Origin of the sequence: Micromonospora sp. RP3T (assembly GCF_003027925.1) — a bacterium.
Classification (GTDB): domain Bacteria; phylum Actinomycetota; class Actinomycetes; order Mycobacteriales; family Micromonosporaceae; genus Micromonospora.
Map to the genome: position 1 here is coordinate 1 of NZ_PYPS01000062.1, position 26,843 is coordinate 26,843.

Annotated in this window: 27 protein-coding genes; 8 read left to right on the forward strand and 19 right to left on the reverse strand. The window is 73.3% G+C overall.

Going from position 1 to position 26,843, the window contains the following annotated elements; all coding sequences use genetic code 11:
• Nucleotides 1-123: 123 nt before the first annotated feature.
• A complete protein-coding gene (locus tag C8054_RS30560) occupies nucleotides 124-1,413 on the reverse strand; it encodes an adenylosuccinate synthase (protein ID WP_107162630.1) in 1,290 nt (429 codons plus the stop codon).
• A gap of 122 nt (nucleotides 1,414-1,535) precedes the next feature.
• Between C8054_RS30560 and C8054_RS30565 the strand changes: the two genes are divergently transcribed.
• Together C8054_RS30565 and C8054_RS30570 are read left to right on the forward strand one after the other, a co-directional pair.
• Complete coding sequence (locus C8054_RS30565; protein WP_107162631.1) at nucleotides 1,536-2,534, forward strand: diacylglycerol kinase family protein; 999 nt, start codon at nucleotides 1,536-1,538, stop codon at nucleotides 2,532-2,534.
• Between the two features lie 74 nt (nucleotides 2,535-2,608).
• Complete coding sequence (locus C8054_RS30570; protein ID WP_107162632.1) at nucleotides 2,609-4,774, forward strand: chromosome partitioning protein; 2,166 nt, start codon at nucleotides 2,609-2,611, stop codon at nucleotides 4,772-4,774.
• A gap of 48 nt (nucleotides 4,775-4,822) precedes the next feature.
• Here the strand turns inward: C8054_RS30570 and C8054_RS30575 are convergent, their stop codons facing one another.
• On the reverse strand, nucleotides 4,823-5,251 hold the full coding sequence (locus tag C8054_RS30575; protein ID WP_107162633.1) for a DUF3151 domain-containing protein: 429 nt from the start codon (nucleotides 5,249-5,251) through the stop codon (nucleotides 4,823-4,825).
• Nucleotides 5,252-5,510: 259 nt separating this feature from the next.
• On the opposite strand from C8054_RS30575, the gene C8054_RS30580 reads away from it, so the two are divergent.
• On the forward strand, nucleotides 5,511-6,722 hold the full coding sequence (locus tag C8054_RS30580; protein WP_107162634.1) for an LOG family protein: 1,212 nt from the start codon (nucleotides 5,511-5,513) through the stop codon (nucleotides 6,720-6,722).
• A 64-nt stretch (nucleotides 6,723-6,786) separates the two neighbouring features.
• On the opposite strand, the gene fbaA is transcribed toward C8054_RS30580, so the two are convergent.
• Both fbaA and C8054_RS30590 read right to left on the reverse strand, forming a co-directional pair.
• Nucleotides 6,787-7,809, reverse strand: coding sequence for a class II fructose-bisphosphate aldolase (gene fbaA, locus C8054_RS30585; RefSeq protein WP_107162635.1), 1,023 nt, complete (start codon nucleotides 7,807-7,809; stop codon nucleotides 6,787-6,789).
• 132 nt (nucleotides 7,810-7,941) lie between these two features.
• Nucleotides 7,942-8,325, reverse strand: a complete 384-nt coding sequence (locus C8054_RS30590) for a phage holin family protein (RefSeq protein WP_107162636.1) — start codon at nucleotides 8,323-8,325, stop codon at nucleotides 7,942-7,944.
• A gap of 136 nt (nucleotides 8,326-8,461) precedes the next feature.
• Between C8054_RS30590 and C8054_RS30595 the strand changes: the two genes are divergently transcribed.
• Nucleotides 8,462-8,674 carry a hypothetical protein gene (locus C8054_RS30595; RefSeq protein ID WP_107162637.1) on the forward strand — a complete coding sequence of 71 codons (213 nt, stop codon included), beginning with the start codon at nucleotides 8,462-8,464 and terminating at the stop codon, nucleotides 8,672-8,674.
• Nucleotides 8,675-8,680: 6 nt separating this feature from the next.
• Here the strand turns inward: C8054_RS30595 and C8054_RS30600 are convergent, their stop codons facing one another.
• Together C8054_RS30600 and C8054_RS30605 are read right to left on the reverse strand one after the other, a co-directional pair.
• The gene (locus C8054_RS30600) at nucleotides 8,681-9,727 is read right to left on the reverse strand and encodes an LCP family protein (protein WP_107162638.1); all 1,047 of its coding nucleotides are present in this window, start codon (nucleotides 9,725-9,727) and stop codon (nucleotides 8,681-8,683) included.
• Nucleotides 9,724-10,209, reverse strand: a complete 486-nt coding sequence (locus tag C8054_RS30605) for a SigE family RNA polymerase sigma factor (RefSeq protein ID WP_107162639.1) — start codon at nucleotides 10,207-10,209, stop codon at nucleotides 9,724-9,726. The genes C8054_RS30600 and C8054_RS30605 overlap by 4 nt, the downstream gene beginning before the upstream one ends.
• Before the next feature lie 168 nt (nucleotides 10,210-10,377).
• Here C8054_RS30605 and C8054_RS30610 point away from each other — a divergent pair, with 168 nt between their 5' ends.
• The 4 genes from C8054_RS30610 to C8054_RS30625 all read left to right on the forward strand — a co-directional run bounded on the left by C8054_RS30610 (nucleotide 10,378) and on the right by C8054_RS30625 (nucleotide 17,061).
• Nucleotides 10,378-11,949 (forward strand): LPXTG cell wall anchor domain-containing protein, encoded by a 1,572-nt coding sequence (locus C8054_RS30610; RefSeq protein WP_107162640.1) that lies wholly within the window; start codon nucleotides 10,378-10,380, stop codon nucleotides 11,947-11,949.
• A gap of 230 nt (nucleotides 11,950-12,179) precedes the next feature.
• Nucleotides 12,180-13,637, forward strand: a complete 1,458-nt coding sequence (locus tag C8054_RS30615) for a 3' terminal RNA ribose 2'-O-methyltransferase Hen1 (RefSeq protein ID WP_107162641.1) — start codon at nucleotides 12,180-12,182, stop codon at nucleotides 13,635-13,637.
• On the forward strand, nucleotides 13,634-16,150 hold the full coding sequence (locus C8054_RS30620) for a polynucleotide kinase-phosphatase (RefSeq protein ID WP_107162642.1): 2,517 nt from the start codon (nucleotides 13,634-13,636) through the stop codon (nucleotides 16,148-16,150). Before C8054_RS30615 ends, C8054_RS30620 begins: the two co-directional genes overlap by 4 nt.
• Nucleotides 16,151-16,278: 128 nt before the next feature.
• Nucleotides 16,279-17,061 (forward strand): DedA family protein, encoded by a 783-nt coding sequence (locus C8054_RS30625; RefSeq protein WP_107162643.1) that lies wholly within the window; start codon nucleotides 16,279-16,281, stop codon nucleotides 17,059-17,061.
• Nucleotides 17,062-17,290: 229 nt separating this feature from the next.
• Here C8054_RS30625 and C8054_RS30630 read toward each other — a convergent pair whose 3' ends face one another.
• The 13 genes from C8054_RS30630 to C8054_RS30690 all read right to left on the reverse strand — a co-directional run bounded on the left by C8054_RS30630 (nucleotide 17,291) and on the right by C8054_RS30690 (nucleotide 26,805).
• The gene (locus C8054_RS30630) at nucleotides 17,291-17,668 is read right to left on the reverse strand and encodes a helix-turn-helix transcriptional regulator (protein ID WP_007073957.1); all 378 of its coding nucleotides are present in this window, start codon (nucleotides 17,666-17,668) and stop codon (nucleotides 17,291-17,293) included.
• Between the two features lie 57 nt (nucleotides 17,669-17,725).
• The gene (pyrE, locus tag C8054_RS30635) at nucleotides 17,726-18,265 is read right to left on the reverse strand and encodes an orotate phosphoribosyltransferase (RefSeq protein ID WP_107162644.1); all 540 of its coding nucleotides are present in this window, start codon (nucleotides 18,263-18,265) and stop codon (nucleotides 17,726-17,728) included.
• 158 nt (nucleotides 18,266-18,423) lie between these two features.
• Nucleotides 18,424-19,233, reverse strand: coding sequence for an SDR family oxidoreductase (locus tag C8054_RS30640; protein ID WP_107162645.1), 810 nt, complete (start codon nucleotides 19,231-19,233; stop codon nucleotides 18,424-18,426).
• Nucleotides 19,230-20,033 carry a hypothetical protein gene (locus tag C8054_RS30645; protein ID WP_107162646.1) on the reverse strand — a complete coding sequence of 268 codons (804 nt, stop codon included), beginning with the start codon at nucleotides 20,031-20,033 and terminating at the stop codon, nucleotides 19,230-19,232. Before C8054_RS30645 ends, C8054_RS30640 begins: the two co-directional genes overlap by 4 nt.
• A 72-nt stretch (nucleotides 20,034-20,105) precedes the next feature.
• Nucleotides 20,106-20,888 carry a hypothetical protein gene (locus tag C8054_RS30650; protein ID WP_107162647.1) on the reverse strand — a complete coding sequence of 261 codons (783 nt, stop codon included), beginning with the start codon at nucleotides 20,886-20,888 and terminating at the stop codon, nucleotides 20,106-20,108.
• A gap of 67 nt (nucleotides 20,889-20,955) precedes the next feature.
• Nucleotides 20,956-21,954: a hypothetical protein gene (locus C8054_RS30655; protein ID WP_199199988.1), complete on the reverse strand. Its 999-nt coding sequence runs from the start codon at nucleotides 21,952-21,954 to the stop codon at nucleotides 20,956-20,958.
• Nucleotides 21,955-21,994: 40 nt separating this feature from the next.
• A complete protein-coding gene (locus tag C8054_RS30660; protein ID WP_107162649.1) occupies nucleotides 21,995-23,563 on the reverse strand; it encodes a polyamine aminopropyltransferase in 1,569 nt (522 codons plus the stop codon).
• Nucleotides 23,560-24,339, reverse strand: coding sequence for a hypothetical protein (locus C8054_RS30665; RefSeq protein ID WP_107162650.1), 780 nt, complete (start codon nucleotides 24,337-24,339; stop codon nucleotides 23,560-23,562). The genes C8054_RS30660 and C8054_RS30665 overlap by 4 nt, the downstream gene beginning before the upstream one ends.
• Nucleotides 24,339-24,761, reverse strand: coding sequence for a DUF350 domain-containing protein (locus C8054_RS30670; protein ID WP_107162651.1), 423 nt, complete (start codon nucleotides 24,759-24,761; stop codon nucleotides 24,339-24,341). Before C8054_RS30670 ends, C8054_RS30665 begins: the two co-directional genes overlap by 1 nt.
• A gap of 33 nt (nucleotides 24,762-24,794) precedes the next feature.
• Complete coding sequence (locus C8054_RS30675) at nucleotides 24,795-25,220, reverse strand: DUF4247 domain-containing protein (RefSeq protein ID WP_107162652.1); 426 nt, start codon at nucleotides 25,218-25,220, stop codon at nucleotides 24,795-24,797.
• Complete coding sequence (locus tag C8054_RS30680) at nucleotides 25,217-25,711, reverse strand: DUF2617 family protein (RefSeq protein WP_107162655.1); 495 nt, start codon at nucleotides 25,709-25,711, stop codon at nucleotides 25,217-25,219. Before C8054_RS30680 ends, C8054_RS30675 begins: the two co-directional genes overlap by 4 nt.
• Before the next feature lie 2 nt (nucleotides 25,712-25,713).
• Nucleotides 25,714-26,346, reverse strand: a complete 633-nt coding sequence (locus tag C8054_RS30685; protein WP_107162653.1) for a DUF4178 domain-containing protein — start codon at nucleotides 26,344-26,346, stop codon at nucleotides 25,714-25,716.
• An 87-nt stretch (nucleotides 26,347-26,433) separates the two neighbouring features.
• Entirely contained in the window at nucleotides 26,434-26,805 is a 372-nt protein-coding gene (locus tag C8054_RS30690; protein ID WP_107162654.1) for a hypothetical protein, read from the reverse strand.
• Nucleotides 26,806-26,843 lie beyond the last annotated feature (38 nt).

Sequence of the window (26,843 nt, forward strand, 5' to 3'; positions counted from 1 at the left end):
GAAGCCCTCGGCTACCGCGTCACCCTCGACCTCGCCGCCTAACGCACCACCCCACAAGACCCATCCCGCGCCGCTTCGCGACGCGGGATGCTGCCGCACGTCAAGTCACGGTCGATTTTCGAGTTAGGGGAGGAGGGGGTGGCGGAGGACGTTTTCCTCGCGGCCGGGGCCTACGCCTACGACGCTCACCCGGGTGTTGGTCAGCTCCTCGATGCGGGCGATGTAGCGGCGGGCGTTCTCGGGGAGCTCGTCCTCGGTCCTCGCCTTGGTGATGTCCTCCCACCAGCCGTCGAGCTCTTCGTAGATCGGCGTGGCGTGGTGGAAGTCGGTCTGCGTCATCGGCATGTCGTCGAAACGCTCGCCGTTGATGTCGTAGCCGACGCAGATCGGCACCTTGGGCAGCCCGGTCAACACGTCCAGCTTGGTCACCACCAGGTCGGTGACGCCGTTCAGGCGGCAGGCGTACCGGGCCACCACCGCGTCGAACCAGCCGCACCGGCGCTCCCGACCGGTGGTGGTGCCGTACTCGTGGCCGACCTTGCGCAGGTGCTGCCCGTTGTCGTCGAACAGCTCGGTCGGGAACGGGCCGGAGCCGACCCGGGTGGTGTACGCCTTGCTCACCGCGATGACCTTGGTGATCGCGGTCGGCGGGATGCCGGCGCCCACGCACGCCCCACCGGCGGTCGGGTTCGACGAGGTGACGAACGGATACGTGCCGTGGTCCATGTCGAGCATGGTGGCCTGGGCGCCCTCCAGCAGCACGGTCTCGCCGCGGTCGAGCGCGTCCCAGAGCATCACCCGGGTCTCGGCGATGTACGGCCGCAGCCGCTCGGCGTACGCGAGGTACTCCTCGACGGTCTCGTCGACGTCGATCGCCTTGCGGTTGTAGACCTTGAACAGCGTCTGGTTCTTCTCCCGGAGCGCCAGCTCCAGCTTCTTGCGCAGGATGCCCGGGTCGAGCAGATCCTGGAGCCGGATGCCCATCCGGGCGACCTTGTCGCCGTACGCCGGGCCGATGCCCCGACCGGTGGTGCCGATCCGGGAGCTGCCCAGGTAGCGCTCGACCACCCGGTCCAACGCCCGGTGGTGCGGCATGATCAGGTGCGCGTCGCCGGAGATGCGCAGCCGGGAGACGTCGACGCCGCGCTCGGCGAGCCCGTCGATCTCCTGCAGCAGCACCTTCGGATCGACCACCACGCCGTTGCCGATGACGATCATCGCGCTCGGCGAGAGCGCGCCGGACGGCATCAGGTGCAGCGCGTACTTCTGGCCGTCCGGCGTGATCACGGTGTGGCCGGCGTTGTTCCCGCCGGAGTAGCGCACGACGTAGTCGACCCGCTCACCCAGCAGGTCGGTAACCTTGCCCTTGCCCTCGTCGCCCCATTGGGCGCCGAGGAGCACGATCGCTGGCATCTTCTCCGCCTCCAGAAGGCTCGGGTGCCAGGTGGCGACCGGTCGGCGAGCCCGGGGTGTCAGGCTAACAAGTAGTGACGGCGGGACCGGCAGGGGTTCGTCGAGAAGCAGGAGGCTCGTTCGTGTACGACGTGGTGCTGCTCACCCTCGGCTCGGAGCGGGACGCTCCCGGTGCGGGCTGCGGCAGCGGCGGGGCCTGCTGCGGTGGCGCGGACGAGACCGTCGAGGCAGCCGGCGAGGACCGCTGCGAGACGCCGCGCGTACCGGTGCTGGCCTGCGCGGACGCACTGACCGCCCGGGGCGCGCGGGTGACCACGGTGACCGCCCGGTCGGATGCGGAGATCGACGAGGTGCTGGCCCGCCTCGACGGCCCGCCCCGCCCCGACGGCCTCACCTGGCCGGACCCGGACGGCAAGACCCGGCTGATCGTCGCCACGGCCAGTGACGGTCAGTTGCGCGCCGTGCTGCGTCGGCTGGTCCGCCGGTACGCTCCGCCGCCCAGCCGCCGCCCCGCCGACCTCGCCGAGGACCGCACGCTGCCCGACCTGCCCCCGGTCGGCGTACTCCCGCTCGATCCGGCCCGGGCCGGGACGGCGCGGGACCTGGCCGCGCAGCTCGGGCTGCCGCGTGACCCGGCGGCGGTGGCCACGGTGGTGCTGGACGGCACGGCACGCCGACTGGACCTGCTGCGCAACGACGGCGGCTCGGTGACGCTCGACGGCGCGCTGCTCGGCGCCGCCGACGACGCCGGGCGGCCACTGCACTGGCGGGCCCGTGTCGAGGTCGACGGCGCGGTGCTCAGCGACGGCACCGAGCCGATCACCGCGTGCGCGATCGGCAACGCCGGCGGGTACGCACGCCTCGGCGAGGTGGAGCTGCTGGCCGATCCCGATCCGACCGACGGCCGGATCGCGGTGGGCGTGGCCGTGCCCGTGGTCACCCGATCCGCGTTGGGCCGGAAGAGGGTCCGGCTCGAGGTACGCCGGGCCCGGGGCCGGGCCGTGGCGGTCGTGCCCCGGGACGATCGGGTGCCCTTCCTCGACGACGGCGTCGAGGGTGAACTGAGCCGGAAACGGTCCTGGTGGACCGAGCCGGGCGCCTGGGCGGTCTGGACGGGCTGACCCTGATCGATCCGTGCCCGGGCCACGCCGCTGGCCGGACCGCCTATCCTCGGCGGGAGGGATCTGGAGGAACCGTGGTGCACGAGAACGACGACCGGGCCCACGTACCGGGCCGACCGCAGGTGCCGGAGCGGGACATCGAGCCGCTCTGGCCGCCCGAGGAGATCGACGGGGTGGTCACCGCGCCGCCGTGGGCGGCCCCGGCCCAGCCGGCCGTGCCACCCTGGCCCCTGCCGCCGGCCGACGCCCCGGTTCCGTCGCCGCAGGCCGCCCCGAGCCCACCACCGCCGGCCACCCCGGTCCCGTCGCCACAGACCACCCCGACCCCGTCGCCACCGGCCACGCCGGACCCGCCACCGCAGGCCACCCCGACCCCGTCGCCGCAGACCTTCCCGGTCCCGCCGCCACCGGCCACGCCGATGGCCGTTCCGGGCCGGGGTGGACCGCCGGCTCCGGCGTGGGCAGCCTCGACAGCCGACGTCGATCGAGCCGGGCCGGCGGCGCATCCGTACCGGCCGGCGACGCTGCACGACCAACCCGCTGCCCCGGCGACCGGCCCCGGGGCCATCGCCGCGCCCGTGGACGACGCCGGTCCAACCCCGATCCCCACGTGGGTGAACGGTGGCGGTGACGCTCCGGCGAACGGCCGGACCACGTCACCGTGGGCGCAGCCACCGCAGCGCGCCACCGTCGAGGCCGCCACCGCTCCGGTCGGTTCGGCACCCGTGGACGGTCCGCAGCCGGCGGTCGGGCCGGGCGGACCGGTCGAGGAGTCGCCACCCCGGCTCGGCCCGTTCCCGCCGTCGCCGGGCGTGCCCGTGCCGCAGCCGCCGCAGCCGCAGGGCACCGGCACCGGCACCGGCACCGGCACGGTCTACCCGCCGGTCACCTACCCGCCGCAGCCCGGCCAGCCGGGTTGGTACCCGCCGGGATGGCCGCCGCCGCAGCCGGGAACGCCACAGGCGGCGAGCGGACCGTCCCCGGCCGGCGAGCCGGCCCAGGCGGGAGCATCGCCACACGGCGGCGTACCGCCACAGGCGGTCAGGTCGGCCCAGGCCGGGGTGCCGCCACCGGCCGGGATGCCGCAACCGGGTGTGCCGGCACAGCCGGCGCAGCCGCCGACGTCCGGCCCACCGGCGACCGGGACGGCGTACCCGCCGGTGCCCGGCCCACCGGCAGTCGGGGCGGCGTACCCGCGGGCGGCCGGGCCGCCGGCGACCGGGACGGCGTACCCGCCGCTGCCCGGGACGGCACGTCAGCCGGCCGTGCCGCCCGGGGTGTACCCGGAGCAGGGCTGGCCGGCGCCGCAGGTGGTGCCGCCGACGGCGGAGGACTTCGCCCGGCGGCGTCAGGTCCGGCCGGTCGACCCGGTGGCCACCATGGGCGTCCGCGCGGTGGTGAACCGGATCGGGCTGGTCCGGCTCGCGCCCGGCCGGCACGAGCAGGAGATGAAGCGCGACATCGAGATGGTCCGCCGCAACTTCGGCGGGCTGCGCCAGGTGACGGTGGTCAACCCGAAGGGCGGCGCCGGCAAGACGGTGGCCATCCTGCTGCTCGCCATGACGTTCGGCCAGAAGCGCGGCGGGTACGTGCTGGCCTGGGACAACAACGAGACCCAGGGCACCCTCGGCATGCGGGCCCAGCAGGACTTCCACGCCCGTACGGTGCGTGACATGCTGCGCGACCTGGGCCAGTTCCAGGGTGCGCAGGGACGCGTCGGCGACCTGTCGCAGTACGTCCGCTCGCAGGGCGAGGGGATGTTCGACGTGCTCGCCTCGGACGAGTCGGCGACCGGCGGTGAGATGCTGACCGCCGCCGCGTTCGCCGAGATCCGGGACGTGGTCAGCCGCTTCTACAAGCTGATCTTCGTGGACACCGGGAACAATGTCCGGGCGCAGAACTGGCAGGCCGCCATGGACGCCACCGACCAGTTGGTGGTCACCATGTCGGCGCGGAACGACTCGGCCGAGACCGCCGCCCGGATGCTGGACCACCTGGAGCAGAGCGGCCGGCAGCGGCTGGTCCGGCAGGCGGTCACGGTGGTGTCGATGCCACCGTCGCGCAAGGAGATCGACCTGCCGGCCATCCAGGCCCACTTCGCCGCCCGCACCCGGGCGGTGCTGCTGGCGCCGTACGAGCGGCTCATCGACACCGGCGAGCCGTTGCGCTACGGCCAACTCTCGGCCGCCACCCGCGACGCCTGGCTGAAGATCGCCGCGTCGGTGGCGGAAGGGCTGTAGGACGACGCGACGGCCGGCCCGGGTCCGGGCCGGCCGTCGCGGGACGGATCAGTCGCTGGCCAGCGCGTCCCCGGCGGCCGGGTCGCAGTCGCGGAGGAACTGGGCGCAGCGGGCCGCCTCGTCCGCCTCGCCGATCTCACCGGCGGCCCGGGAGAGCACGTAGAGGCAGCGGAGGAAGCCCTGGTTGGGCGCGTGCGACCAGGGCACCGGGCCGTGTCCCTTCCAGCCGCTGCGGCGCAGCTGGTCCAGGCCCCGGTGGTAGCCGGTGCGGGCGTACGCGTACGCCGGGACGACCTGGCCCGCGGCGAGCGCGCGGCCGGCCAGCGACGCCCAGGCCGCACTGTAGGTCGGGAAGCGGGCTGCGACCTCGGCGTACGCCTCTTCGGTGCCCTGCTCGACCGCGGCGGCGAGCGCGGCGTCGGCCTCCTCGGAAACCGGGAGCAGCGTGGCCGGTGGCTCTGGCAACAGGTTCTGCATCGCCCCATTCAACCCGCTTCGCCCTGGCGCGCGCGAGGGGGGCCCGCCGGCCGGTCGGCTGAACGGCTGAGGGTTTCGTCACGCCTCGGCGGGACCACACGTACCCGCGGCCCATGCCGCCGCGGTGGTTCTTGCACTACAACTACAGGTCCGGAGCCTCCCCAGGACCGGTTACGCAGGAGCCCGGCGGCGCACCCGCCGGGCTCCTGTCCGTACCGCCCGGGTTTGCGAGGTTGCCCGGCCGGGGCAGGATGATCTGGTGCCGACCCCACCACCCGCGGACGTCATCGAGCCGCACGCGCCCCACGTCGACGAGGTCCAGACCCGGACCGAGTTCGATCACCGGCTGGCCGGGGGGACCCTCGCCGGCCTGACCGTGCAGGGTCTCCGCCTCGACCTGGATCCGGTTCCGGACCTGCGCGACGTCGACGTCGCCGGCACGCTCTTCGTGGGCTGCCGGTTCGCCGACCGTGAGGTGGGCGCGGACCTGGTCCGCCGGGGCGCCAACGTCGTGCCGCCGTTCTCCGGGCTGCCCTACCCGACCCAGCCGTCGCACCTCTACACCGCCGACGACCTGGCCGCCGGCTTCGCCGAGGGCGGGTTCGCCGAGATGTACGACACCCGGGTGTACGCGCACTTCCGGGCGCACGGCGGCGCGCTGCCGGACGTCCGCGAGGCGCTCGGTCAGCGGCTGCACGACCACGGCGTGGACAACGCGCTCGCCGACGCGACCCGGGCGTGGCTGGCCGTGCACGGGCCGCAGTCAGTGGTGGGCGTGATGGGTGGGCACGCGGTGCCGCGCGGCAGCGCCGCGTACCGGATGGCGGCGGTGCTGGGTTGGGAGCTGGCGCGGGCCGACCGCCTGGTGGTGACCGGCGGCGGTCCGGGGGTGATGGAGGCGGCGAACCTCGGCGCGTTCCTGGCGGCCTGGCCGGCCGAGGAGCTGTCGGCCGCGATCGACGTGCTGGCCGCCGCCCCGGACTTCACCGACCACGACCGCTACACGGCGGCGGCGCTGGCGGTACGCAAGCGGTACGCGGACGGTCCGTCGCTGCCCTCGCCCCGGCCCGCCGCGCCGGACACCGAGTGGGCCCGCTCCGGCGGCCTGGCGATCCCCACCTGGCTGTACGGCCACGAACCGGCGAACCTCTTCGCCGGCCGGATCGCCAAGTACTTCTCCAACGCCATCCGGGAGGACACCATCCTGCGCCTGGCCCGGGGCGGCATCGTGTTCGCGCCCGGCCGGGCCGGCACCGTGCAGGAGGTGTTCCAGGCCGCCACCAAGACGTTCTACGGCACCGACGGGGCCAGCGGCGCGTACGTCTTCCTCGACCGCGCGTTCTGGACCACGGAGCTGCCGGTGGAGTCGCTGCTGCGACCGCTGTTCGCCGCGTCCCCGTTCGGCGACCTGTCCCGCACGATCCACCTCACCGACGACGCCCGCGAGGCGGTCGCGCTGCTGGTGAAGTGAAAGGAGGGGCCCCTTTTTAACAGACGTCTGTTAAAAAGGGGCCCCTCCTTTCACGCGGAGCGCGTTACTTCATCCGGGTGCCGGTGGAGCGCAGGTGCTCGCAGGCCTCGACCACGCGGGCGGCCAGGCCGGCCTCGGCCAGCTTGCCCCACGCCCGCGGGTCGTACTGCTTCTTGTTGCCGACCTCGCCGTCGATCTTCAGCACGCCGTCGTAGTTGCGCAGCATGTGGTCCGCGACCGGGCGGGTGAAGGCGTACTGCGTGTCGGTGTCGATGTTCATCTTCACCACGCCGTAGTCCAGCGCCTCCCGGATCTCCTCCAGCAGCGAGCCGGAGCCGCCGTGGAAGACCAGGCTGAGCGGCTTGTCCTTGCCGTACTTGGCGCCGACCGCGTCCTGGATCTGCTTGAGCACCTCGGGACGGAGCTTCACGTTGCCCGGCTTGTAGACGCCGTGCACGTTGCCGAAGGTCAGCGCCGCCATGTAGCGGCCCTTCTCGCCCAGGCCGAGCGCCTCGACCATGGCCAGGCCGTCGTCCACGGTGGTGTAGAGCTTGTCGTTGATGGCGTTCTCGACGCCGTCCTCCTCGCCACCGACGACGCCGACCTCGATCTCCAGGACGATCTTGCCCTTGGCGGCCTCGGCGAGGAGCTGCTCGGCGATCTCCAGGTTCTCCGCCACCGGCACGGCCGAGCCGTCCCACATGTGCGACTGGAACAGCGGCTCCTGGCCGTTCTTGACCCGCTCCTGGGAGATGGCCATCAGCGGCCGGACGAACTTGTCCAGCTTGTCCTTCGGGCAGTGGTCGGTGTGCAGCGCGATGTTCACCGGGTACTTCTTGGCCACCTCGTGCGCGTACGCGGCGAACGCGGTCGCGCCGGTCACCATGTCCTTGACCGACGGGCCGGACAGGTACTCCGCGCCACCGGTGGAGACCTGGATGATGCCGTCGCTCTCCGCGTCGGCGAAGCCCTTGAGCGCCGCGTTCAGCGTCTGGGAGGAGGTCACGTTGATCGCGGGGTACGCGTACCGGCCGGCCTTGGCCCGGTCCAGCATCTCCGCGTAAGCCTCGGGGGAAGCGATGGGCATGTCGAACGCTCCTTACTTACCGCTCTCGGCCGTACAGGCCGTCGTCTTTCCTCGGGTGCGCCGGACCGCGCTGTCCACCGCGGGCAGTATCCCGTAGAAGCGAACGCGGGGCACAACCGACCCGGGCACCGCTCACCGTTCCTCCAGACGGTCCGGCACGGCGACGCTGATCAGCCAGCTCACCACCGACACCACGATGGCCCCCCAGAAGGCGGCCCAGAAGCCGTCGACGTGGAACGGCAGGCGCAGCACGCCGGCGATCCAGTCGGTCAGCAGGAACAGCAACGCGTTCACCACGAGCGCGAACAGGCCGAGCGTGAGCAGGTAGAACACGCAGCCGAACACCTTGATGAGCGGCTTGAGCACCGCGTTGACCACGCCGAAGACGAGCGCCACCACGATCAGCGTGAACACCGTGTTGCCGCCGTTGCGGCCGGTGACCTGCACCCCGGGCACGATCAGCGTGGCCACCCACAGCGCGACCGCGGTGATCGCCAGCCGGATGAGGAAGCCCACGCCTCCATCCTGGCACCGGCCGCGCGCCCGGGGAGGCGCAATCGCCGACTCCGCGCTTCGCCCGGCTCCGAGCGGTGGCCCGGACCAGCCCGTACGGTGGTGGGGACACGCTCGGAACGAGACGCAGGGAGGGACGATGGGACAGCCCGACGAGGACTTCGCCCCGAGCGACCACCTCGCTCCGGACGAACGGGACCCCGAGGCGGAGCCGGCCGACGCGGTCGAGCAGGCCGCCCCGGCCACCCCCGACGACACCGACGGTGAGCCGCACCGGGGCCTGGAGGTCGCCGACTGGGACGCCATGGAGCAGGCCCGCGTGGTGAGCGCCGACGAGGACGACTACCGCTGACGACGGTCAGCGCAGGCCGACGACCTGCGCCGGGTGGGCGGCGGTCCAGTCGGCCAACCGGTCGCCACGCAACGCGTCCAGGAAGCCGTCGACGAGTGTCGGGTCCGGTTCGAAGCCGCGCGTCGTCCACTCCTGGTAGCGGACCGGCAGACCGAGCGCGACCGGGTCGGCGGTGCCCGCCCGAACGGCCACCGAGAGCAGCGCCGGCAGGGACAGGTCACCGGTGTCCGTGGTCAGGGCCGGTCCGACCTGGCCGACGAGCCGGCCGAGGCGTACCGGATCGCTCGTGATCCCCTGCTCGCGGATCTGGCGGAGCAGGCCGGCCGCGTACCGGAGCGCGTTGCGTTCCCGGTCCAGCACGGCCTCGCGCAGGCCGTACCGCTGTCGGAGCAGGTCCACCGCCTGCGCGCCGTCGAGGCGCTGACAGCCGGCCGGGAAGCGCCTGTCGGTGTGCACCGAGCGCACCGCCGCCGGCAGGCAGACCGGTACGCCGCCGACCGCGTCGGTGAGCGTCCGGGTGGCCTGGTAGGTGAGCACCGCCCCGGCGTCCACCTGCGCCCCGGTCAGCCGGGTGACCGCCTGGCGGGTGGCCCGGTAGCCGGCCGCCAGGTCGCCCGACCCGGCACCCAGGGCGAACGTCGCGCTGAGCTTGCCCGTCCCGCCGTCGGGCATCGGTACGAGCAGGTCACGCGGGATGGACACGAGGTAGAGCCGACTCCGGTCGGCCGGCACGTGCACCAGCACGATCGAGTCGGCCCGCCGGCTCGCGTCCGCCTGGTCCAGGCCGAGCAGCAGCACGTTCAGCCCGGTGCCGGGGACCGGCGACGGCGCGGCGGTGGCGAGCGGCGTGGGCCGCGGTGGTCGGGGCGCCACCACGGTGAAGCCGACGAGCGCGACGGCGGCCACCGCCAGCGCGGTGCCGGCCAGGCGTACCCGTCGACGGCGACGACGGCGACGGGCCACCGCCCGGTCGATGGCGGCCCGGACCGGGCCGGTGGACGGCGTCAGCGCCTCGTACCGGGCGAACGCGGCCCGCAGCTCGTCCTCGATCATGAGCAGACCTCCACGTGTTCGGCTCGGAGCGTGGCCAGGGCGCGCGAGATGCTGGACCGGACGGTGCCGACGGCGCAGCCGAGCACGTCGGCGATCTCCGCGTCGGACAGGTCCTCGTAGTAGCGCAGCACCAGCGCGGCGCGCTGCCGTCGGGGCAGCCGGGACAGCCAGGACCAGACCTGGTCCCGGTCCACCGCGGACTGGGCGTGGTCGGCGGGCGCGGGCACCGCCTCGTCCGGCTCGCCACGCAGCAGCACCCGGCGGGCCCACGAGCCGCGCCGCCAGTCCACGAACTGGTTGGTGAGCATCCGGCGCACGTACCGTTCCGGCGCGTCGGCGCGGGCCACCCGTCGCCAGTGGAGCTGGACCCGGACCATGGTCTCCTGTACCAGGTCCTGGGCCTGGTGCGGGTCGCCGGTCAACATGACCGCGTACCGCAGCAGCGCGCCCAGCCGCGCGTCGACGAACTCCTCGTACGTCACTGCACCTCCCGGTGTCCCGCTCGATAGACGGGCACGGGGGCACCGAACATTGCGGCGGTGGTGATCAACCGTTCGGTCAATGTTCGCCGTTCGGGGCACCGGACCGGCTTAAGGAATCTTTAAGCTCCACGGGCTCCACCTGATCACCCCCACGGGAGGACCCCCTACATGCTCAGCAACTCCACCCGGCGCTGGCTCGCCGGGTTGGGCGTCGCAGGCGCGTTCGTCGCCGCCTCCGCCATCCCCGCGTCGGCCGCGGATCCGGCCGTCCAGCTCGCGCTCTACTTCCCGAACACCACTGTCGCCCTGGGCAGCGAGGGCAAGATCGAGACGCCCTACGTGTACGCCAGCGAGCCGGTCGTGGTGAACAACCTGACCGTCCGCTACGACTACTCCGGGCTCGCCGGCAAGGCGAAGATCACTCCGGAGATCGACGGCGACTGCACCACCCCGACCAAGAACGTCCTGCTCTGCCAGGAGCATTTCGAGGTCGGCATCGACGAGTGGGGCATCGCCGGCCTGCTCAACATCAACATCGCACCGGCCGCCGGCGCGAAGGACGGCGACTCCGGCGACCTGAAGGTCACCGTCAGCGCCGACGGCGTGACGTCGGCCAGCCACACCGCCACCGTGAAGATCGGTGAGGGCGTCGACCTGGCGGGCGGCCCCGAGGTGACCCGCAGCGCCGCCCCGGGTGGTTCCTTCACCGCGCCGCTGGCCGTGCGCAACGCGGGTGAGACCACCGCGAAGGGCGCCGTGGTCGTCTTCGACCAGGACTACGGCATCCGTACGAGCAAGCACTACAGCAACTGCACCTACGTGGAGGACTGGCTGCGTACCTGCTCCTTCCCGGACCTGACCGTGGCCGGCGGCGAGACGTTCGCCGCGACCGTGCCCTACACGGTGGCCAAGGACGCGTACGCCCCGGGCGCCGACTACGCGTACCACAACTGGATGACGGTCGCGGAGTTCGACGACTTCACCGACTACCTGGACAGCCGGGACATCTCGGTCGGCAAGCCGGGCACCGAGGGGCCGCTGGTGCTCACCAAGCAGTCCGCCGTGCAGGCCCGCTCCTTCCAGGCCGACCCGAACCCGGAGAACAACTGGTCCGGCATGGAGGTCAAGGTCACCGGCAAGAACGGTGTCGACCTGGCCGCCATCGGCGACTCGGTGACCGGCAAGAAGGGCGACGTGGTCAAGGCGACCGTGGGCGTCCGTAACAACGGTCCGGCCACGCTCGACTTCGGCCGCAGCGGCTCGCCGGTCACCAAGATCGACGTCACCGTTCCGACCGGCACCACCGCGGTCGAGGTGCCCGACAACTGCATGCCGCTCAACGGCAACGACGGCGACTGGCAGGAGCCGGGCACGCCGGGTGCCAAGGCGTACCGCTGCTACCCGGACATCTTCATCCAGGCCGGCGAGGAGCAGACCGTCGAGCTGGGCCTGCGCATCGACAAGGTCGTGCCGAACGCGACCGGCGCGGTGGTCATCAACGCCAAGTGCGAGTGCGAGGGCTTCCAGGACGACACCAACAAGGCCAACGACGCCGCGAAGCTCGTCGTGAACGCCGCTGCGGGTGGCGGCGACGGCGGCCAGGGTGGCGGTGACGGCGGCACGCTGCCGATCACCGGTTCCTCCACCGGCCTGATCGCCGGCATCGGCGCGCTGCTGCTCGCCGCCGGCTTCGGCGGCTACGTGGTGGCCCGCCGCCGCAAGACCCGCTTCGTCGCCTGACCGAACCACCCCCGGTGCCCCGCCGACCACACCGGTCGGCGGGGCACCGCCACATCCAGAGCACCACAAAGAAAAGACCCAGAAGCAGCACGGTCCGACGGCGAACGACCACGACAGGGTTTCCGGGGGAGCCCGACCCGCGCAGGGATCAAGCCTGACCGCCCGGAGCGGGTCGGGCTCCCCCGGAAACCCCCACGACAGAACCACAAGATCACGGGAGCATGAGAACCGTGCTGCTCACCCTCACCACGACCCACCGCCCCGCCACCGACCTCGGCCACCTCCTCGTCAAGCACCCGGACCGCGTGCAGAGCTTCGACCTGCCCGCCGGCACCGCGCACGTGTTCTACCCGGAGGCGGACGAGGCGCGGTGCACGGCGGCGCTGCTGGTCGAGGTGGACCCGCTGAAGCTGGGCGGGGGCCGGGGCCGCCGGCAGTCGACCGCCCCGGAGGGCTTCACGCTCGGGCAGTACGTCAACGACCGCCCGTACGCCGCCTCCAGCCTGCTCTCCTCGGCGCTGACCAAGGTGTTCCGTTCGGCGCTGCGCGGCGAGTCCCGGGACCGCCCCGAACTGGCCGCCACCGATCTCCCGCTGACCGTACGGGTGCCGGTGCTGCGCTGCCGGGGCGGGGCCGAGCTGGCGGTACGCGTCTTCGCCCCGCTCGGCTGGACCGTGACGGCCACCCCGGTCCCGCTCGACGAGACGTACCCGGACTGGGGTGACAGCCGCTACGTCGACCTGACGCTGAGCGGGACGCTGCGGCTCGCCGACGCCCTCAACCACCTGTACGTGCTGCTGCCGGTGCTGGACGACGCCAAGCACTACTGGGTCGCCCCGGACGAGGTGGACAAGCTGCTGCGGGCCGGCTCCGGCTGGCTGGCCGACCATCCGGAGCGGGGCCTGATCACCCGCCGCTACCTGGCGCACCGCCGGGCCCTGGCCGGCGCGGCGCTGGCCCGCCTGGCCGAGCTGCGCCTGGCCGACGAGCCGCCCGCCGACGACAGCGTCGACCCGGGCACCGCCGGGGACGCGCCGGCCGGGGACGCGGACCCGCGTCGCGCGTCGCTGGCGGTACGCCGGCGGGAGGCGGTGCTCGCCGCGTTGCGCGACAGCGGCGCGAGCCGGGTGCTGGACCTGGGCTGCGGTGGTGGTGCGCTGCTCACCGCGCTGGCCGCCGACCGGCGGTTCACCGAGGTGGTGGGCGTCGACGTGGCCGACCGGTCGCTCGCCATGGCGGCCCGTCGGCTGCGGCTGGACCGGCTGCCGGAGCGGCAGCGGGACCGCATCCACCTGCGGCAGTCGGCGCTGACGTACCGGGACGACCGGCTGCGCGGGTACGACGCGGCGGTGCTGATGGAGGTGGTCGAGCATCTCGACCCGCCCCGGCTGCCGGCGCTGGAGGACGCGGTGTTCGGCCACGCCCGGCCGGGCACGGTGGTGGTGACCACCCCGAACGTGGAGTACAACGTCCGCTACGAGGGGCTCGGGCCGGGCCGGTTCCGGCACGCCGACCACCGATTCGAGTGGACCCGGGCCGAGTTCGCGGCCTGGGTGACCCGGGTCGCGGCGGCGCACGGTTACACCGCCACGATCGGCGGCGTCGGCGACGACGACCCCGAGGTGGGCACCCCGACCCAGCTTGCGATCTTCACCCGCGACGACCGGACGGAGGAGACGAGCCGATGACCGTCCTGGACATTCCCGAGCTGGCGCTGGTGGCGCTGGTCGGCGTCTCCGGCGCCGGCAAGTCCACGTTCGCCCGCCGGCACTTCGCGCCCAGCCAGGTGCTCTCCTCGGACATGTTCCGTGGCCTCGTCGCCGACGACGAGAACGACCAGTCGGCGTCCGCCGACGCGTTCGACGCGCTGCACCACGTGGCCGGCATCCGGCTGCGGCGCGGTCGGCTGACCGTGGTGGACGCGACGAACCTCCAGCCGCACGCCCGGGCCGGGCTGATCCGGGTGGCCCGGGAGCACGACGTGCTGCCGGTGGCGATCGTGCTGGACGTGCCGGAGACGGTGGCCTGGGAGCGCACCGAGGCGCGCGCGGACCGGACGCACGGCCGGCAGGTCCTCACCCGGATGCGGCGTGACCTGCGGCAGTCGTACGGGCGGCTGGCCCGCGAGGGCTTCCGCAAGGTGCACGTGCTGCACGGGGTCGAGGAGATCGACGCGGCCGAGGTCCGCTACGAGAAGCTGTTCAACGACCGCCGCGAGCTGACCGGCCCGTTCGACATCGTCGGGGACGTGCACGGCTGCCGCGCCGAGCTGGAGGCGCTGCTGTCCCGGCTCGGTTACGCGCTGCGCCGCGACGACGCGGGCCGCCCGGTGGACGCGTCGCACCCCGCCGGGCGTACCGCGGTCTTCGTGGGTGACCTGGTGGACCGCGGCCCGGACTCGCCCGGCGTGCTCCGCCTGGTGATGGGCATGGTGGCGGCCGGGCACGCGATCTGCGTGCCGGGCAACCACGAGCAGAAGCTGCTGCGCAAGCTGCGCGGCCGGGACGTGCGGCTCACCCACGGCCTGGCCGAGACGATGGCGCAGCTCGCCGCGGAGCCGGCGGAGTTCGTCGCCGGGGCGGAGGCGTTCATCGACGGCCTGGTCAGCCACTACGTGCTGGACGGCGGCCGGCTGGTGGTGGCGCACGCCGGTCTGAAGGAGGCGTACCACGGCCGGGCGTCCGGCCGGGTGCGGTCGTTCGCGCTCTACGGCGAGACGACCGGTGAGACCGACGAGTACGGCCTGCCGGTGCGTTACCCGTGGGCGCGCGACTACCGGGGCTCGGCCATGGTCGTGTACGGGCACACCCCGACGCCGGAGCCGGAGTGGGTCAACAACACGATCTGCCTGGACACCGGCTGCGTGTTCGGCGGCACGCTGACCGCGCTGCGCTACCCGGAGAAGGAGCTGGTGGCGGTCCCGGCGGAACGGGAGTGGTACGCCCCGGCCCGCCCGCTGGTCCCGCCGGCCCCGGCGCGGCCGGACACCGTGCTGGACGTGGCGGACGTGACCGGTCGGCGGCACCTGACCCACGCGTACGGGTCGCTGACCGTGCCGGCCGAGAACGCCGCCGCCGCGCTGGAGGTGATGAGCCGGTACGCGCTGGACCCGGGCCGGCTGGTGTGGCTGCCGCCGACCATGGCGCCCTGCTCCACGTCGACAGTGGCGGGGTTCCTGGAGCACCCGGCGCAGGCGTTCGCCGACTACCGCGCGGCCGGCGCCGACCGGGTGGTGTGCGAGGACAAGCACATGGGCTCCCGCGCCGTGGTGCTCGTGGAACGGGAGCCGGGCCGGTTCGGCGGCGGGGCGGTGCACACGCGTACCGGCCGGCCGTTCTTCGGGCCGCCGCTCGACGACGAGCTGCTGGCCCGGGTGCGCGCCGCGGTCACCACCGCCGGTCTCTGGGCCGAGCTGGACACCGACTGGCTGCTGCTCGACACGGAGCTGCTGCCCTGGTCGGCGAAGGCGGGCGGCCTGATCCGCGAGCAGTACGCCAGCGTGGGCGCGGCCGGCCGGGCGGCGCTGCCGGCGGTGCTGGCCACGCTGGACGCCGCGGCCGGGCGCGGGCTGCCGGTGGACGGGTTGCGGGCGCGGATGGCCGAGCGGGCCGCCGAGGTGACGGCGTACTCGGCGGCGTACCGGGCGTACGTCGGTCCGACGGACGGGTTGCGCGGCGTCACGCTGGCCCCGTTCGCGGTGCTGGCCGGTGCCGGGACGAGCTACGCGGACCGCGACCACGGCTGGCATCTGGCGTTGGCGGACCGGCTCCGCACGGCCGACCCGGAGTTCTTCACGCCGACCCGGCGGCTGGTGGTGGAGCTGGCCGACGAGGCGGCGGTGTCGGCGGCCACGGACTGGTGGCTGACGCTGACCGCCGCCGGTGGCGAGGGCATGGTGGTCAAGCCGTACGCCGGCCTGGCCGCCCGGTCGCCGAAGGGCTCGTTGCTCCAGCCCGGGATCAAGTGCCGGGGTCGGGAGTACCTGCGGATCATCTACGGTCCCGGGTACACCGAGCCGGCGCAGCTCGCCGCGCTGCGCAAGCGTTCGCTGGGCCGCAAGCGCGGCCTGGCGTTGCGGGAGCACGGCCTGGGCCTGGCCGCCCTGGACGCGCTCGCCGAGGACGCCCCGCTCTGGCGTCGTCACGAGCTGGTGTTCGCGATCCTCGCCTGCGAGTCCGAGCCGGTCGACCCGCGGCTCTGATTCACGCCCCGCTGGTGGGCCCATCGCCGCGTGGATGGGCCCGCTTTCCGGGAAAAAGCGGGGGTGGGCCGGGGGTGGGGGGTGGACGGGTACCCTATGTGGCCGTGGACACAGCAGAGAAGACCCGGATGATCTCCGAGAACGTGGCGTTGAACCCGCTCGACCCGAAGGACCTCATCCACACCTTCGGGATGATCGGCGTCTGGGCGATCCTGTTCGCCGAGACCGGTCTGCTGGTCGGCTTCTTCTTCCCGGGTGACTCGCTGCTCTTCCTGGCCGGGGTGGCCGCCTCGCCGGTGGCCGACGCCATCTTCGGTGACGGCACCCGGTTGTCGCTGGCCGGGCTGATGATCGGCGGCCCGATCTGCGCGATCGCCGGCGCGCAGCTCGGGCACTGGCTCGGCGCGCGCTACGGCCGACGCATGTTCGACAAGCCCAACTCCCGGCTGTTCAAGCGGGAGTACGTGGCGAAGGCGGAGTACTACTTCCAGAAGTTCGGCCCGGCCAAGGCCGTGGTGCTGGCCCGGTTCATCCCGATCGTGCGGACGTTCCTGAACCCGGTGGCCGGGGTGCTCGGCATGCCGGCCCGGCAGTTCTTCGTGTGGAACGTGGTCGGCGCGGTCCTCTGGGTGGACGGCATCCTGCTGATCGGGTACCTGCTGGCCCGCCAGATCTACGACGCCATCGGCGACAAGATCGACAGGTACATCCTGCCGGTCGTCGCGTTGATCATCCTGATCTCGGTGCTGCCGATCTTCTTCGAGTTCCTCCGCGACCGGCGGGCGCGCAAGCGCGGCGAGGCGGTCGCGGTGATCGCCGCGGCGACCGCGGCCGGCGCCGTGGACGCCGCCCGGGACGCCCTCGACGGCGACGACCACCCGCACGGGCACGGCGGCCAGCACCGCCGGTGACCGGTTCGGACACACCGAAGGCCGGCCCCCGGGCGGGGGCCGGCCTTCGGGTCCGACCTGTCGGCTCGCGGGTGACACGGATGACGGCAGCCGTCACCGTGCGTCGATGGCGCCACCCCTGGCACGCCACCGGTCACCCACATCCGGGCGGAACGGCCTGTCGGGTTCGACGCGCGTGTCAGCGCGCCGGGCCTCGGCCGGCCGACCCGTCCGCAAACGGGCCGTGGTGTCAGCGAGCCTTCTTGGTGGCCCGCTTCCGCGGCGGGGTGAGCAGATCCGCGATCGTGGCGATCGCGGTCGGCACCAGCCGGTAGTACGCCCAGACACCGCGCTTCTCCCGCTCCAGCAAGCCGGCCTCGGTGAGGATACGCAGGTGGTGACTGACCGTCGGCTGCGAGAGGCCGAGCGGCGCGGTGAGGTCACACACGCACGCCTCCCCCTCGGGAGCCGACTGGATCAGGCTGAGCAGCCGCAGCCGGGCGGGGTCGGCGAGGGCCTTGAGGACCCCCGCCAGCCGCTCGGCGTCGGCGCGTTCGATCGGCTCGCCGGCAAGCGGCGAGATCTGAGGCATGGTCATTTCAGCCAACGCAGTTCCCACGTATTCCATCCTTCCACCAGCAGCATCGATCCGCCTGCATATCAGCAGATCCGAATCGGCAAACTTTTAGGCCACAAGGCCGAGGTCAGCCAACGTATAGGCCGCCCGATAAGGCAGTCCGGCGGCTCGCACCGCGTCGCCGGCGCCTCGATCAACAATAACCGCCACACCCACGACTTCCGCCCCCGCCTCACGCAACGCCTCGATGGCGGTCAACACACTTCCGCCGGTGGTCGAGGTGTCCTCCACCGCCAACACCCGACGCCCGGACACGTCCGGGCCCTCGATCCGGCGCTGGAGGCCGTGCGCCTTGCCCGCCTTCCGGACCACGAAGGCGTCCAGCGGGCGGTCGGTGCCGGCCGAGGCGTGCAGCATCGCGACGGCCACCGGATCGGCGCCCAGGGTCAGGCCGCCGACCGCGTCGTACGCCCAGTCCGCGGTGAGGTCGCGCATCACCCGTCCGATCAGTGGAGCGGCCTGGTGATGGAGCGTGACGCGACGCAGATCGACGTACCAGTCCGCCTCACGGCCGGACGAGAGCACTACCCGACCGTGGACCACAGCCAGGTCAGTGATGAATTTACGCAGGTCGTCGTGGTCCCCCATGGCGATAGAGCGTACTTCCCGAGTCTGTACGCCGTCTGTGGGGGCCGCCGCGGTCACCCCTGTGGGCAACCGATGAGTGGCGATGCCCGGCTACGCTGTGCGACCGTCCATCCCGGTCCGGCGACGGATCGACCCGATCGCCCGGAGCACCGCCCCGGTCACCCACCAGCCCGGTCGACGGCTCCCCGGGTATCGCGCGTGAAGCCCCGCAGCAGCCGTTTCGGCGCGTGTCGCAGCCCGGCCACGGCCAGCTTGTACTTCCAGTCCGGAACGCTCACCAATTTGCCTTTGCCCAGGTCACGCAGCCCTTCATCGACGACCTCGTCGGCCCGCAGCCAGGCCCAGGCGGGCAGTCGGGACATGTCGATGCCGGTTCGCTCGTGAATTCCGGTGCGCGTGTAGCCAGGGCAGAGCGCCATCACGCGTACACCGAGCGGAGCCACCGACTGGCCGATCGACTCGCTGAAATTGGTCACCCACGCCTTGCTGGCGGAGTATGTCGAGCCCGGCATGGGCACCCCGAAACCCGCTACCGAAGAGACATTTATCACTGCCCCATGACCTCGTTCGATCATCGGACCGAGAGCCGCGTGGGTGAGCCGGAGCACCGCCAGCACGTTGAGCCGGACCAACCGCACCTCGTCCGGCACGGCCGACCTGACGAACGGGGTGTCCAGACTGATCCCGGCATTGTTCACCAGCAGTTCCACCGGCGAGCCGGCGGTCAGCCGGCGCTCGACCATCGCCCAACCGTCGTCGGTGGACAGATCGGCCGGGAGCGTCTCCGCCGCGCCGCCGTGCCGGCCGGTCAGCTCGGTCGCCAGCGCGCCGAGCCGGGCGGCGTCCCGGGCCACCAGCACCAGGTCCCATCCGTCGGCGGCGAGCCGGCGGGCGAACGCCTCGCCGATCCCCAGGCTGGCGCCGGTGATGAGGGCCCGGCGACGGACGGGCGCGGCGGCATCGGTCATGGACGATCCTCCGGAGGGGGCGGGCCGGACGGGGACGACGGGGGCGCGGACGACGGGGGCCCGGACGGAGGCAGCGGCGCGGACGCGGGTGGCGTCGAGGGCCCGGTCGGTGCGGTCGCGGCCGGCCCGGTCGGTGCGGTCAGGCCGGGTGGCGGGCCCCAAGGCGTCGGCCCGGAGGCGGGCCCGCCGGACACGGTCACGCCGTAGCCGGTGGCCGGGCCGGAGCGCGCCGGGGCCGGACGGCGCAGGAAGGCGTTCGCTGAGGGCGCCGCGAGCAGCGCGACGACCACCAGGTACCCGAGGATCTGCGCCACCAACATGGCCGCGTTCCCCGCGAGCCAGAAGTCCGGGTACGCGTCACCGACCAGACCCAGCAGATCGGCGGTGACCCGGTCGTCGGCGCCGAGCCGCAGCGGGGCGGCCCGCTGCCCGACCAGCGTCGCGAACCCGCAGCAGCCGCAGAGCAGCCCCAGCCCGGCGACCACCCAGGTGGCCACCCGTGCGCCGGGGCGGCCGGCGCGCAGCCCGAGCGCGAGCCCGACCAGCAGCAGCGCGGCCAGCACGCCGAGCACGACGGTCAGCACGGTCGAGCCGCGCAGCAGGCCGGCGACCCGGTCGATGTCGTCACCGCCCGCGTCGGTGCCCGCCGCGGCGGCCCGGAACCGGTCCACCGTGCCACCGGCGACCACCAGGTTCGTCGCCGCGTACGCCACGGCGCCGACCGCCATCAGCAGCAGCACGGCCACCGCCGCGACGACCGCGCCCGGCCGGCGGGGCGCGACCCGATCGGGGTACGACACGACAGGTCCCTCCGGTAGGCGTCGGCTTGCAACCTACTCGGAGGGACCGTCGGCGTCGCTGATATCCGGACGTCAGTTTCCGGAAGGCGGCTCCGGGTCACGGCGCTCGCCCGGCTGACCGGTCGGCCCGGCCGGCGGCGGCGTGGTCGGCGGCTGGTCGGGGGTCGACGGGTACGCCGGGTACGCCGGGTCGCCCGACTGCCCCGTGGCCGACGGATAGCCGGGGTCGGCCGACTGGCCCGGAGTCGACGGGTACGCCGGGTAGGCGCCACCCGGCACCGGCGGCTCCCAGCCCGCCTTGCGCTTGCGGAAGAACTCGTTCGACTTCGGCAGCGCCAGCAGGATCAGCGCGCCCAGCAGCGAGAGCAGCGCGACGATGCCGAGCAGCGTGCTGACCGGGGCGAACCAGGACGGCAGCGCGTCCTCCAGCCGGCGCTGGATCTCCTGCCCGCTGGGCAGGTCGCCGCTGGTGTTGCCGCCGCCCATCATGCCGCCGGAGACGCCGTTGAGCAGGCTGCCGCCGGTGCAGCAGAACAGGATGCCGCCCACCACCCAGGTGGTGATGCGGGAGGCGTTCTTGCCCCGGTTGTTCAGCAGCGCCAACACGACGAGACCGGCCGCCAGCAGCAGCGACAGGATCGACGTGCCGATGGTGAACGCGTACGCGACGTCGCCGGCCGACTCGGCCGAGGTGCCGGCGTACGCGTCCTTCAGCACGTCCCGGATCTTGCCGATGACGGACAGCGTCACGATCAGGTTCAGCACCTGGATCGCGGCGACGAGAATGAGCAGCCAACTGGAAAGCGTCACCACACTGGGACGCGCGCGGGGCGAGGTGCCCGGAGCATCGACCATGATTCTCCCTCCCTGGATGAGATCACCACCGTAGCGATCCCGGGCCAGGTGAGCACGGCAGAAGGGCTCAGCGTTCGGCGGCGCGGCGCAGCCGCCGGTGCTCGGCGGTGACCACGCCGAGCAGCGCCAGATCGAGCGCGACGGCGGAGACCGCGCCGAACTGGTTGACCGTGAAGTTGAAGACCTGCCCGAACAGCAGGTCGACCAGGAGAGCCAACGTGAACAGGCGGAACGCCTCGGTCCGGTCCCGACGCAGCAGCCAGGCCGCGCGCAGGCTGAGCACGGCGGTGACCAGCGCGGTGGCGCTCACCCCGAGCACCGCGCCCCACTCCCGTTCCTGGTCCAGCGCCCCGGTCACGCCGTCGAGGACCACCGCCACCACGGTCACCACCGGCTCCACCACCAGCCAGACCACCACCGGCCAGACCAGCCAGCGCCGGCCCACCGCCCAGGCGGCGAAGCGGCGGGCCCACGCCGCCCCGCGTTGCCAGAACCGCACCGGCGGCGGTTCCCGGCGGGGCACCGCGTCCAGCAACTGGACCAGGGCCGCCTCGGTGGCCGCCCCGGTGCCCTGCACCAGGCGCAGCACCGCGATCCGACGCCTGTCGGTCAGCCCACCGGGCAGGCCGCTGAGCACCAGGTCGAGCGCGTTGGCGGTGCGTTCGGCCGGGGCCAGCCGGGCCCGGCCGGTCCGCCCGCGTACCGCCTGGGTGAGCAGCACCAGCAGGGCGAACGCGACGTAGATGATGGCCGCGGCGGGCGCGTAGAAGTAGTCGGTGCGGGCGGTGACGAACTTGCCGACCTCGTCGATGAAGAGCCCGAACCCGACGCCGCCGACCACCGCGCCGGCGGTGCGTGGCCCGCCGCCGAGGAACACCAGCGCGATGCCCAGGCCGACGACGAGCAGCAGGCCACCCCAGAGCACGTGCGCGATGTGCAGCCCACCGCCGCCGAGCTGCGGATAGTTGGTGGCCTGGAGGTAGGCCCGGACGGCCAGCACGGTGACCACGCCGGAGAGCACGAACGCCTGGAGGTACGCGGCGGCGTCGATCGCCCGGGTCGGCAGCCGGCGGACCAGCCGGTGGTGTGCCCGCATGCTCCGAAACCTAGTAGCCGCGCCACTCCTCGCGGGCGTACTCCAGCACCCTGGGCTGCAACAGCGTGGAGGCGGGCACGTCCACCCGGCCACGGTCGGCGGGGAACGTGGCGGCGGCGGCGAGCACCGCCGGGGTGAGGAAACGCAGCGGCGGCGCGTCGGCCGGCAGGGCCAGCTCCGGCGCGGCGTCGCCGGGCGCGGCGAGCACGAACCCCCAGTCGCCGAAGCTCGGCACGTCGACGTGGTACGGCACGGTGGCGAACCCCGCCTCCCGCACCGACCGCTCGATCGACCAGTACGACCGGGGCGCGAAGTAGGGCGAGCCGGACTGCACGACCAGCCGCCCGCCCTGGGCCAGCACCGGCCGGACCAGCGCGTAGAACTCGACCGTGTAGAGCTTCGCGGTGGCCGTCTCGTCCGGGTCGGGCAGGTCGGCGATCACCACGTCGAAGCGTTGCGTGGCGGTCCGCAGCCAGCCGAACGCGTCCAGGTTGAGCACCCGTACCCGGGGGTCGGTGAGCGAGGCGTGGTTGAGGTCGCGCAGTTGCGGCTCGCTGCGGGCCAGCGTCACCACGGCCGGGTCGAGGTCGACGAGCGTCACCGAGCGCACGTCCGGGTACTTCAGGATCTCCCGCGCGGCCAGCCCGTCGCCGGCGCCGAGCACCAGCACGTCGCCGTGCGGCCCGCGCATCGCCGGGTGCACCAGCGCCTCGTGGTAGCGGTACTCGTCGACGGAGCTGAACTGGAGGTCGCCGTTGAGGAAGAGCCGCAGGTCGGTGTCGGTGTGGCCGACCTCCCGCACCGAGCGGGTCAGCACGATCTCCTGGTAGCGGCTGCGCTCGGCGTGCACCACCGGGTCGCGGTAGAGCTGCTGGCGGGCGGTCACCTCGAAGTCGTGGGCGGTCACCCAGGCGTACCCGAGCAGGAGCGCGACCACGACGGAGCCGGCGCCGAGGCCGACCCGCGCCCGGCGGCTCAGCTCGTCGCGGAACACCGTGAAGACCAGCACCACCCCGGCGACGGCGTTCACCGCGCCGACCACGAGCGCGCCCTTGAGCTGGCCGAAGATCGGCATCAGCAGGAACGGGAAGGCCAGCCCGCCGAGCAGCGCGCCGACGTAGTCGGCGGCGAACAGGTCGGCCACCGCGCTGCCCGCCGACTGCTCGCGGATGCGTTGCAGCATCACCATCAGCAGCGGGATCTCCGCGCCGATCAGCAGGCCGAGCACGAACGCGGTGCCGACCAGCGCCGGGCCGTAGAGGTCCAGCCAGGCGAACGCCGCGTAGAGGCCGAGCACGGAGAGGCCGCCGAGCAGCGCCAGCGTCAGCTCGATCGCGGCGAACGCGGGCGCGGCCCGGGACTGCAACGGCTTCGCGACCAGCGCGCCGACGCCCATCGCGAAGACCATCACGCCGAGCACGATCGACGCCTGCCCGACCGCGTCGCCGATCAGGTAGCTGCCGAGCGCGACCAGCGCCAGCTCGTACACCAGGCCGCAGGCCGCGCAGACGAAGACCGCGAGCAGGACCGCCGCGCGGGCCGCGCGCCACCGGGGCCGTGCGGGCACGTCGACGGTCACGCTTCCTCCCGGGTACGCCCGGCGGGTCCCGCCCCGGCGCGCTGCGCGGGCACCGGTTTCCGAAGCTGCCGCTTCCGCTGTCGCACGCCCACGGTGATGAAGAGCGCGGCGACCAGCAGGAGAACGGCGGCGGTGACGAGCCAACCCCAGCGGTCCCGCAGCAGGTCGTTGCCGGCGCTCGGCAGCGGGGCCGGCGTGCCGGTCGGCGTCGCGGCGGTGGGGGTGGGGGCGGCCTCGGCGAGCCCGACCTCGGCGGCGAGCAGCGGCAGCACGGTCGTCGCCCGGGTGATCGCCCACCCGGGCTCGTCGACGAAGGCGTCCTCGTCCAGCCCGAAGCGGCTCAGCCCGTTCGCGATCGGGTAGAGGTCGGCGCGGTCGATGTCGTCCGAGCCGTCCACGCCGATGCGCGCCGAGTCCTGCGACTCGCTGCTGGCGGAGGTGTAGTGGACGACGGCGGAGACCTCGATCCAGCGCGGGCAGCGTGGATCGTCGCGCACCGGCGTCCCGTCACCCAGGTTGGAGCCGACGCTGATCTCGTCGCCCCAGTCGGACAGCCGCCAGCCATAGCAGATGCCCTGGCCGTCGGAGGCGGACGCCAGCAGCGGCACGGTGGCGTTCCGCTGCTCGGTCGTCGGACCGGGCACGTCGGTGCTCTCGCTGCCGTTGACGATCCCGATCGCGATCGGCACGCCGATGAACAGCAGGACGACGGCGATCCAGACCACCGTCGTGTTGCGCTGGTCCTTCGCCTTCGCGGCAGCGCTCTTTCCGGCCATCAACTGATGGCGGCGGCGATGATCGCGCCGGTGGCGACGTGCACCGTGGCGGAGATCCAGACCGCCGGGTGCGGGTCCGGGTCGACCAGCAGCTCGCCGAGCTTGCCGGGGGTGGCCACGTCGAGCAGCACGAACGCCACCGCCATGAGCACCAGACCGAGGAACCCGTACGCGGCGGCCCCGACCAGCCCGAGCATGAAGTCGTCGTCGCTGGCCACGATCGCGGCGACCACGACGGTGCCGACGCCGACCAGGTTGGAGGCGAGCAGCAGCGTGGCGTTGCGGTTGCGCTCGGCCCAGATCAGCTCGTGGAGCTTGCCGGGGGTGGCCAGGTCGACAAGCAGGTAGCCGACGGCCATCAGAACCACGCCGACCACGCCGTAGGCGAGGGTGACCAGCAGATCGGTGACGAGATGCTGCACAGGGACTACTCCAGGGTGAGGGGGTCGGACGGGCTACTTGCCGGCGCCGGGGCCGCCGCCCCGGACGGTGCTGCCTCGGCCCCAGCCCCAGCTGTTGCCGACGACGCCGTGGTACCGGGGGTACGCGGTGGACATCCGCTCCAGCAGGATCACCGAGCCGACGGCGAGCGGGAGGATCACCACCGAGTCGTCGTCGTAGCGCAGGTACACGCCGCTGCCGTCGACGTACTGGTCGGCTGGCTGCCAGGTGTCGGTGATCTCCTTCGAGACCTGGCTCGGCGACCGGTTCGAGGTGTACGCGACGGCCTGCGAGCCGATGTCCCGCCCGGACGCCCGGGAGTAGTGGTCCTGCACGTAGCCGCGCGGCGAGAAGTTGCCGTAGAAGATCGCGGAAGCGGCGACCAGCGCGCCGACCACGGCGACCGCCACGCCCACCACGAACCACCGTCGGTACGTCACAGCTCCTCCACCACCGTCTCGGTCAGGACCAGCTCGTTTGTCTGGGGGTAGGCGTGCCAGGTGCGCCAGGCGACCGGGCCGCCCGGCGGGTCGGGTCGGACGGCGAGCGCGGTGACCGCGTCCTCGTCGCCGGGAAACACGCCGACCAGCGCGAACGGGTCGCCGGCCAGTTCGGCGCGGAGCGCCGCGACCCGGGTACGCAGGCCGTCGCCGGCCGGCCGCAGCACGGTGGCGGTGAACCGGTAGCCGGCGGTCGCGTCGTGCAGCGTGTCCGGCAGGTGCGGCCGGCGGCCGGGCAGGCAGGCGACCGTCTCGGTCAGCCCGCCGAGGACCACCTGGTGGGAGGCGCCGAGCAGGCGCAGGCGCAGCCGGGTCCCGCCGGGCAGGTCGACGTCGCGGACGGCCAGCGCCGGCAGCTCCGGGCCGCCGAGCGTCAGGCTCAGGTCGGCGGCGCGGCTGTCGACGTACGGGGTCTGCAGGGCGACGAGCACGCTCACTTCACCTGGTCCGGGCCGCCCTGCGGGTAGATCATCACCTCGGCGCGGCGCAGTTCCTCGCCGAGGTTCACCTCCCAGCCGGCCTCGCCGTACGCCTCGAACGACAACCGGGCCCCGCCGGGTGCCTGGTAGTCGTGGTAGCGCATGGTGCCGCGCGGGTCGAGGCCGGTGCCCTCGGTCGCGGTGTAGCGCGCCTGGCCGGACTCGTCCCAGTTGTAGCGGCGACCGGCGATCTCCAGCGTCGGGGCGCCCGGCGTCACCGTGGCCCCCGGCTCACTGGCCCAGAGCACCATCTCCAGGTCCGGCTCCGCCTCGACGGAGAGCCAGCGCTTCACGCCGCCGGCGTCGTCGAGCAGGTGTTCCGCCCAGCTCCAGCCGCCCTCGACCAGGTGCACCGAGCCGCGCACGGTGTACGGCACCTGGCGGATCTCGACGATGTCGCCGGGCTTGAGCGCGCGCGGGTCGCCGCGCAGCACGTCCGTGTCCCGGTCCCGGAACGGGTCACCGGGTGCCGCCTTCTCCCGTGGCGCCGAGCGGGACCTGCGCAGCGCGATCACGGCGATCACCACGCCGGCCACCCCCAGCAGGCACCCCAGCGTGGCCACCACGTACGCCACCGAACCGTTCATGACCGCCTCCCCCCAACCTGCATTGGCGGAGACGGTAACAACCCCGCGCACCTCGGCCGAAGCGCTGTTCGCTGAGTGTGGGGTCAGCTACGGTCGGCGGCCGGCGAGCCGGTCGGCGGCGTACTCACGCAGCGTCGTCCGGCCCATCACGCAACCGTGGAACGTGGTGAACTCGCCGTCGTCGTCGCGCAGCCGTTCCCAGGCGTCCCGCCCGGCCGCCGGATCGACGGTCTCCAACAGCGTCGCCGCGTACGCCTTCCCGGCCGGCGAGCCCTTCTTGAGCAGCCGCTCGACCCGCTTCCGGCCCGACTCCGGGTGCTCGCGCAGCTCCTGCTCCAACCGCCGGTACGCGTCGGTCGCGGGCAGCACCTGCCCGGCGAACCCGACCCCGCCGAAGGCCAGCGTGTCCGCCCCGTCGAGCTCCCGCACCGCCTGATCCAGCTCCCGCTTCCCACTCATACCCCACTATGTGCCCACCCCACCCCCTCCCCACCCCT